Below are 7667 nucleotides of genomic sequence, written 5' to 3'. Positions count from 1 at the left end.
GGGGAACTGTACGGGCCCCCTGAAAAAACCACCGCAAACAACCCCAAACAGACGCTGGGGGTAAGACCGCAGGGCCTCCGGCCGCGGCCCAGGCTGGGGGGCGCCCGGACCGGTCCGGGCGCCCCTCTTGTCGTGCGTCTACTGGCCGACGTCACCGGCCGGGTCGAGCGGGTCCTCCGTGACGGGGTCCGTCGGCGGCTCGCTGGACGGGCTCTGGGACGGCGACTGGGAGGGCGACTGGCTCGGCGACCGCGACGGGGTCTGGGACGGCGACTGCGACGGCGACTCGGACACCGGTGGTTCGCTGCTCGGTGAGCTGGACGGGCTTTCGGACGGCGACTCGCTGACCGTCGGGGTGTCCGTCGGCTCGACGGCCGCGCCCTGGGTGGTGTCCAGGTCGAACTCGGACCTGCCCGTGACACCGAAGGTGTAGGTCGCCCAGATCTCCGCCGGCGGGCCGCCGCCGTTGACCCGGCCGCCGCCCATGGCGCCGCTGAGCGTGACGTGGTCGTTCTTCTTGACCGGCCTGCCGTCGCAGCCGGTACCGCCGGACTTGGCCGCCTCGCCGAACAGGCCGACGGAGGTGACGAGGTCCGGGGTGTAGCCGGTGAACCAGGCCGAGCGGTTGCAGTCGGAGGTTCCCGTCTTGCCCGCGACCTGCTGGCCGTTGCGCAGCGGGTTGCTCGCCACGGAGGTGCGGGCGGTGCCGTCGTCGACCACACCGGTGAGCACCGAGGTCACGCTGTCGGCGACCGTGCGGCTGATCACCTGGTCACCGACGGCATCGGGCATCTCGACCGAACGGCTCTTCTGCTCGGCCGACTTGACGATGCTGGGCGTGACTTCGCGGCCGTGGTTGGCGAAGGTGGCATAGATCCCGGCCATCTCCAGCGGGCTGGCGCCCATGGAGCCCAGGGTCTGCGCGGGCACGGCCTGCATGCCCTCGGTGTCCATGCCGAGCTGCTTGGCGGTGCTCATCACCTTGCCCATGCCCACGTCGACGCCCATCTGCGCGAAGACGGAGTTGACGGACTGGTTCATCGCCTGCTGGACGGTGATGGGCCCGTAGCTGCGGTTGTCCTCGTTGGGCGGTGCGAAGCCGACCTTGGCGCCGTGGTCGACGGCCTGGCGGCGGCTGGTGCCGTCGTAGACGGTGCTCGCCGTGATCGTCTTGCCCTCCTGCGTGGTGGCGTTCTGCGCCAGCGCGGCGGCGAGGATGATCGGCTTGAAGGTCGACGCGGGCTGGTAGTCCCGGCGGGTGGCGTTGCTGGTCCAGTGGTCGAAGTAGTTCTCGCCGCCGTACATGGCGACGATCTTGCCGGTCTTCGGGTCCACCGAGACGGCGCCGGCCTGGACGTCGTCGTCGACCTTGCGCTTCTTCGGTTCCAGCTTGCTGGTCAGCCGCTCCTTGACGGCCTTCTCCAGCGCGGCCTGCTTCTTGCGGCTGACGTTCAGCGTGATGGTCCAGCCCTGGCTGTCGACCTTGGCCGCCGCGTCGGACCTGGACAGGCCCTCGTCACGCATCAGCTTCTGGGCGAGCTGGTCGTTGGCGAGCCGGACCAGGTAGCCCTTCTGGCCCTCCATGCCCGGGGCGCCCTTGGGCTCCTCGGGCACCGGGAACTTCATGCCGTCGCGCTTGGCCTTGGGCAGCCAGTTCTCCTCGACCATGTTGTCCAGGACGTAGTTCCAGCGCGCCTTGACCAGCCGCTTGCCGGTGGGGGTCGCGGCCGCCCAGTCGTACTGGCTGGGCGCCTGCAGCAGGGCGGCGAGGTACGCGCCCTGCTGGACGTTGAGGTCCTGGGCGTCGACGCGGTAGTAGGCCTGGGCCGCGGCCTGGATGCCGTAGGCGTTGCGGCCGTAGTAGGAGGTGTTGATGTAGCCGGCGAGGATGGCGTCCTTGGACTTCTCGCGCTCCACCTTGAGCGAGATGACCAGTTCCTTCAGCTTCCGCGAGACGGTCTGGTCCTGGTTCAGGTAGAAGTTCTTGACGTACTGCTGGGTGATCGTCGAGCCACCCTGCTTGCCCCGCCCGGAGAGGGTGTTGACCAGGCCTCGGGCGGTGCCCTTGAGGTCCACTCCGGGGTCGGTGTAGAAGGACTTGTTCTCGGCGGCCACGAAGGTCCGCTGGACGTCCTTGGGCACCTTGTCCAGGTCCACGATCTCGCGGTTGACCTTGCCGTCACGGGCCAGGATGCTGCCGTCGCTGTACTTGTAGACGTTGCTCTGCCGCTGGGCGGCGATGTTGCCGGCGGGCACGTCGACCGCCATGTACAGCGCGAGGAAGGCGCCGATGGACAGCAGGCACAGTCCGAAGAACGTGCCGAGGATCTTCTTCCAGGTGAACAGCCTGCGTATTCGGCCCTTGGCGGGCTTGCCGCCGGGCGCCACCGCGGATTCGGCCGTGGACTGCGAGCGGTGGCGCTTGGGCGCCGCGCGGCGACCACCACGCTGTCGCGCTCGTCTCTCTTCCGCTCGTCCCATGAGTCCTACGCTCCCGCTTCCGTCTCAGTGGTCAGCTCCGAAAGCTAACACCCGTCTATATGACAAAGGGCGCCCGATCCGCTCTTTTACGGACGTGAGAATCAGCACCCGCCCCACAGGGAACCGACGGTTATCCCTGGCTTTGGGTTGCCCGGAGGCCTAAAGTGATATCACTTAGCTAGAAGCAAGCTAGACGTCCGAGGGAATAGGACGTCTTCGAGAACCGGGGGTCCCACCATGTCCGCAGCCGGCACGTCCGCACCCGACACCTCCACGTCCGCCGACATACCCGAGATGCCCGCACCGCGGGTCCGCGAGTTCCAGGCCCACAGCATCGGCGGCGGTCTCGCCCTGCTCCTCGGCCTGCTGGGGCTCGCCGCGGCCGTGGCGCTGTTCGCCGCCGCCTCGGCGGTGACCGCGAGCGGCGCCAAGGGCGGGCTGATCGTCTGCGGCCTGCTCGTCTTCCTCGCCGCCGTGATCGCGATGCGCGGCCTGAACACGGTCGCGCCCGGTGAGGCCCGCGTGGTCCAGCTCTTCGGCCGCTACCGGGGCACCATCCGGCAGGACGGCCTGCGCTGGGTGAACCCCTTCACCTCGCGCACCCGCATCTCCACCCGGGTACGCAACCACGAGACCGCCGTACTGAAGGTCAACGACGCCTACGGCAACCCGATCGAGCTGGCCGCGGTCGTGGTGTGGAAGGTGCGGGACACCGCGCAGGCCACGTTCGAGGTGGACGACTTCGCCGAGTTCGTCGCCACTCAGACCGAGACGGCCGTACGGCACATCGCCATCGAGTACCCCTACGACGCGCACGAGGAGGACGGTCTCTCGCTGCGCGGCAACGCCGAGGAGATCACCGAGAAGCTGGCCGTCGAACTGCAGGCGCGGGTGGAGGCGGCCGGGGTGCGGGTCGTCGAGTCGCGCTTCACGCATCTCGCGTACGCTCCCGAGATCGCCTCGGCGATGCTCCAGCGCCAGCAGGCCGGTGCGGTCGTCGTGGCCCGCCGGCAGATCGTGGACGGCGCGGTCGGCATGGTGGAGGCGGCGCTCGCCAGGATCGCCGAGCAGGACATCGTGGAGCTGGACGAGGAGCGGAAGGCGGCGATGGTGTCCAACCTGATGGTGGTGCTGTGCGGGGACCGGGCCCCGCAGCCCGTGCTCAACACCGGGACCCTCTACCAGTGACGGATCCGTCGTCGGAGGAGACGCCCGCGCGACGGGCCCGGCAGCGCAAGCAGGTGCTGCTGAGGCTGGACCCGTCGGTCTACGACGCCCTCGCGCGCTGGGCCGGGGACGAACTGCGCTCGGCCAACGCACAGATCGAGTTCCTGCTGCGCAGGGCGCTGTCGGAGGCGGGGCGTCTGCCGCGGGACACCGGTCCGCTGCCGCGGCGCGGGCGGCCGCCCGGGGGCCCCGCCGCCGGACCGCCGGCACCCTGAGCACGCGTACGTCCCGGCCGGCCCGCCCCCGTGCACACGGAGGCGGGCCGCCGTCGTTACCGAATCCGGACAACCGGCCCCCACCTGCGCCGCGCCACCGACCGCCAGGCACTGGACACTCCGCGTATACACCCGGCGTATACACCGTGTGTAGAGTTCTGCCATGTCCATCGGTCACACCCTCCTAGGGCTCCTGGAGTCCGGCCCCCGACACGGCTACGACCTGAAGCGGGCCTTTGACGAGAAGTTCGGTCACGACCGGCCGCTGCACTACGGCCAGGTCTACTCGACGATGTCCCGGCTGCTGAAGAACGGGCTCGTGGAAGTCGACGGGATCGAGTCGGGCGGCGGGCCCGAGCGCAAGCGGTACGCCATCACCGACGCCGGCGTCACCGACGTCGAGCACTGGCTCGCGACCCCGGAGAAGCCGGAGGAGTACCTCCAGTCGACCCTCTACACCAAGGTCGTCCTCGCGCTGCTCACCCACCGCGACGCCGCGGACGTCCTGGACACCCAGCGCGCCGAGCACCTGCGCAGCATGCGCATCCTCACCGACCGCAAGCGCAAGGGCGACCTCGCGGACCAGCTCATCTGCGACCACGCCCTGTTCCACCTGGAGGCCGACCTGCGCTGGCTGGAGCTGACCGCCGCGCGGCTCGACAGGCTCCGTGCGGAGGTGGCCCGGTGACCCCTCCCCCCGGCTCGCTGCTCGCCGCCGAGGACCTGCGCAAGGCCTACGGCCCGACGCTCGCCCTGGACGGCGCCTCGTTCTCCATCCACCCCGGCGAGGTCGTCGCGGTGATGGGCCCCTCCGGGTCCGGCAAGTCCACACTGCTGCACTGCCTGGCCGGGATCGTGCCGCCCGACTCGGGCTCGATCACGTACGCCGGACGGGAGCTCGCGACGATGGGCGACGTCGAGCGCAGCGCGCTGCGGCGCAGCGACTTCGGATTCGTCTTCCAGTTCGGGCAGTTGGTGCCGGAGCTGACCTGCGTGGAGAACGTGGCGCTTCCGCTGAGGCTGAACGGCACCTCCCGCAAGGAGGCCGAACGGGCCGCGCTCGGCTGGATGGAGCGGCTCGAGGTGGACGGTCTCCGGGGCAAGCGGCCCGGTGAGGTCTCCGGCGGCCAGGGGCAGCGGGTCGCCGTGGCCCGGGCGCTGGTCACCGGGCCACGGGTGCTGTTCGCCGACGAGCCGACCGGCGCGCTGGACTCGCTCAACGGGGAGCGCGTGATGGAGCTGCTCACCGACGCGGCCCGCTCCACCAACGCGGCCGTCGTCCTGGTCACGCACGAGGCCCGGGTGGCCGCGTACTCGGACCGCGAGATCGTCGTGCGCGACGGCAGGTCCCGGGACATGGAGCGGGCCGTATGAAGCAGCCGAGGGGGGATCTCCCGCGCGCGCGGGGGAGGTTCAGGGATCTCGTCATGGGCGCGCGGTTCGCCGTCACCGGCGGGCGTGAGGGCTGGGTCCGGATGACGCTGACGGCGGTCGGCGTCGGGCTGGGCGTCGCCCTGCTGCTGCTGACCACCGCGCTGCCGAACGTGTTCACCGCCCGCCACCGGGTCGAGCAGGCCCGCTACGACTACACGTTCTCCAGCACCACCCGGCCAAGAGCCGACAACACCGTGCTGGTCGCCGCGACCGACACCCAGTGGCACTCCAAGGACGTCCGGGGCCGGCTCCTCGAACCCGAGGGTGCGCGGGCGCCGTTGCCGCCCGGCCTCGGGCACTTTCCAGCGAAGGGCGAGATGGTCGTCTCCCCCGCGCTGCGGGATCTGCTCGCCTCGGACGGTGCCCGGCTGCTGCGCGAGCGGCTGCCCTACCGGGTCGTGGGGACCATCGGCGAGAGCGGGCTGATCGGCTCGCAGGAGCTGGCGTACTACGCGGGCGCCAAGGGCCTGGACCCCGACGCGGACGGCGGGGTACGGGTGGACCGGCTGACGCGCTTCGGCGATCCGCACCCGACCACCGAGAAGGCCGACCCGGTGCTGCTGCTGATGGTGCTGGTCGTCTTCGTGGTGCTGCTGATGCCGGTCGCCGTGTTCATCGCCGCGGCCGTGCGCTTCGGCGGCGAGCGGCGCGACCGCCGGCTGGCCGCATTGCGGCTGGTCGGCTCCGACAGCGGGATGACCCGGCGGATCGCCGCGGGCGAGGCACTGGCCGGATCCCTGCTCGGACTGGCCGTCGGTACGGTCTTCTTCCTGATCGGACGCCAGGTCGCGGGCTCGGTGGAGGTGCTGGGCGAGAGCGTGTTCCCCGGCTACCTCGACCCCTCCCCCGCGCTCGTCGCGCTGGTCGCGGTGGCGGTGCCGGCGTCCGCGGTCCTGGTGACGCTGCTCGCGATGCGCGGGGTGGTCGTGGAGCCGCTCGGTGTGGTGCGGACGGCCCGGCCGGCCCGGCGCCGCCTGTGGTGGCGGCTGCTGCTGCCGCTGGCGGGGCTCGCGCTGCTGTATCCGATGATCGGCAAGGGACGGGACAACGGCGGCTTCAACCAGTACCTGGTGACCGGCGGGGTGCTGCTGCTGCTGGTCGGCGTGACCGCGCTGCTGCCGTGGATCGTGGAACGGGTCGTCGCCCGGCTCGGCGCCGGCCCCGTCTCCTGGCAACTGGCGGTGCGGCGTCTGCAGTTGAGCAGCGGCACGGCGGCCCGCATGGTCAACGGCATCGCGGTGGCGGTGGCCGGCGCGATCGCGCTGCAGATGCTGTTCGCGGGCGTGCAGAGCCAGTACACCAAGAGCACCGGCCGGGACCCCGGCCGGGCGTCGATGGAGGTCACGCTGCCGGACCGCGGTGACGCCGCCGCCGTGGGCGAGGCGTTCCGGAGGACAGAGGGGGTGCGGGTGTCGGTGGTGCTGTCCACCACCACGGCGGCCGACAAGCGCCGGGACGCGGACAACCTGGTCGACCTCACGGTCGGTGACTGCGCGGCCCTCCGCGAGGTGGCCCGGCTGCCCTCCTGCCGGGACGGCGACGTGTTCACGCTGCGCAACCCGCACTACGACTCCTCGTACAACGACTCCGTGGCAGCCGTCGTCCGGCCCGGCCGGCAGCTCTACCTCGACCCGGACGGCTCGGACACGCCCAGCCTCCAGGTGCCCTGGAAGCTGCCGGCCGGCCTCCGGCAGGTGCCCTACCGCGAGGACGCGCTGCAGGACGGCGCCAACGGCCTGCTGGTCACGACGTCCGCGCTGCCCGCGAAGGCGCGGTCCGCGCTGCGCGGCCATGTCTTCGTCCGCACCGACGAGTCGGTGCCGGACGCGCCGGAGCACGTGCGCAACACGGCCGCCCGGGTGGCCGCGACCGCGAACGTGTTCACCTGGACGGCGACCGAGGAGTCCACGAAGTTCACCTCGCTGCGCACCGGCCTGTTCGTCGGCGCGGTCTGCGTGCTGGCGCTGATCGGCGCGAGTCTGCTGGTCTCGCAGCTGGAGCAGCTCCGTGAGCGGCGCAAGCTGCTGTCCTCACTGGTCGCCTTCGGCACCCGGCGCCGCACGCTGGGCCTGTCGGTGCTGTGGCAGACGGCGGTCCCGATCGTCCTCGGACTGCTGCTGTCCTCCGCGGTCGGCCTGACCCTCGGCGCGGTGCTGCTGAAGATGACGGCGACGCCGGTGACCGTCGACTGGGCGAGCGTGCTGGCCATGAGCGGCGCCGGCGCCGCGGTGGTGCTCGCGGTGACCCTGCTCAGCCTGCCCCCGCTGCTCCGGCTGATGCGGCCGGACGGGCTGCGCACCGAGTAGGCGT

Annotated in this window: 6 protein-coding genes; 5 read left to right on the top strand and 1 reads right to left on the bottom strand. The window is 71.3% G+C overall.

Annotated elements, in window-relative coordinates:
* Positions 1-138 precede the first annotated feature (138 nt).
* Positions 139-2481, bottom strand: a complete 2343-nt coding sequence (locus ACWCPN_RS22105; protein WP_451208665.1) for a transglycosylase domain-containing protein — start codon at positions 2479-2481, stop codon at positions 139-141.
* Positions 2482-2718: 237 nt separating this feature from the next.
* Here ACWCPN_RS22105 and ACWCPN_RS22100 point away from each other — a divergent pair, with 237 nt between their 5' ends.
* From ACWCPN_RS22100 to ACWCPN_RS22080, 5 genes are all read left to right on the top strand, one after another.
* Positions 2719-3669 carry an SPFH domain-containing protein gene (locus tag ACWCPN_RS22100; RefSeq protein ID WP_451208663.1) on the top strand — a complete coding sequence of 317 codons (951 nt, stop codon included), beginning with the start codon at positions 2719-2721 and terminating at the stop codon, positions 3667-3669.
* Positions 3666-3923, top strand: coding sequence for a hypothetical protein (locus ACWCPN_RS22095; RefSeq protein WP_451208660.1), 258 nt, complete (start codon positions 3666-3668; stop codon positions 3921-3923). Before ACWCPN_RS22100 ends, ACWCPN_RS22095 begins: the two co-directional genes overlap by 4 nt.
* Before the next feature lie 163 nt (positions 3924-4086).
* A complete protein-coding gene (locus ACWCPN_RS22090) occupies positions 4087-4611 on the top strand; it encodes a PadR family transcriptional regulator (RefSeq protein ID WP_199211829.1) in 525 nt (174 codons plus the stop codon).
* Positions 4608-5297 (top strand): ABC transporter ATP-binding protein, encoded by a 690-nt coding sequence (locus ACWCPN_RS22085; protein WP_365120270.1) that lies wholly within the window; start codon positions 4608-4610, stop codon positions 5295-5297. The genes ACWCPN_RS22090 and ACWCPN_RS22085 overlap by 4 nt, the downstream gene beginning before the upstream one ends.
* Positions 5294-7663: an ABC transporter permease gene (locus ACWCPN_RS22080; protein WP_451208656.1), complete on the top strand. Its 2370-nt coding sequence runs from the start codon at positions 5294-5296 to the stop codon at positions 7661-7663. Before ACWCPN_RS22085 ends, ACWCPN_RS22080 begins: the two co-directional genes overlap by 4 nt.
* Positions 7664-7667: the final 4 nt, after the last annotated feature.

Source organism: Streptomyces sp. NPDC002386 (assembly GCF_053593175.1).
Note: the sequence above shows the minus strand (reverse complement) of the source record. Positions and strands in the feature narration are given on the sequence as shown.

Coding starts and splice junctions, on each gene's coding strand:
- ACWCPN_RS22090 (WP_199211829.1), top strand. CDS start 4,087: ATGTCCATCGGTCACACCCTCCTAGGGCTCCTGGAGTCCGGCCCCCGA.
- ACWCPN_RS22105 (WP_451208665.1), bottom strand. CDS start 2,481: ATGGGACGAGCGGAAGAGAGACGAGCGCGACAGCGTGGTGGTCGCCGC.
- ACWCPN_RS22080 (WP_451208656.1), top strand. CDS start 5,294: ATGAAGCAGCCGAGGGGGGATCTCCCGCGCGCGCGGGGGAGGTTCAGG.
- ACWCPN_RS22100 (WP_451208663.1), top strand. CDS start 2,719: ATGTCCGCAGCCGGCACGTCCGCACCCGACACCTCCACGTCCGCCGAC.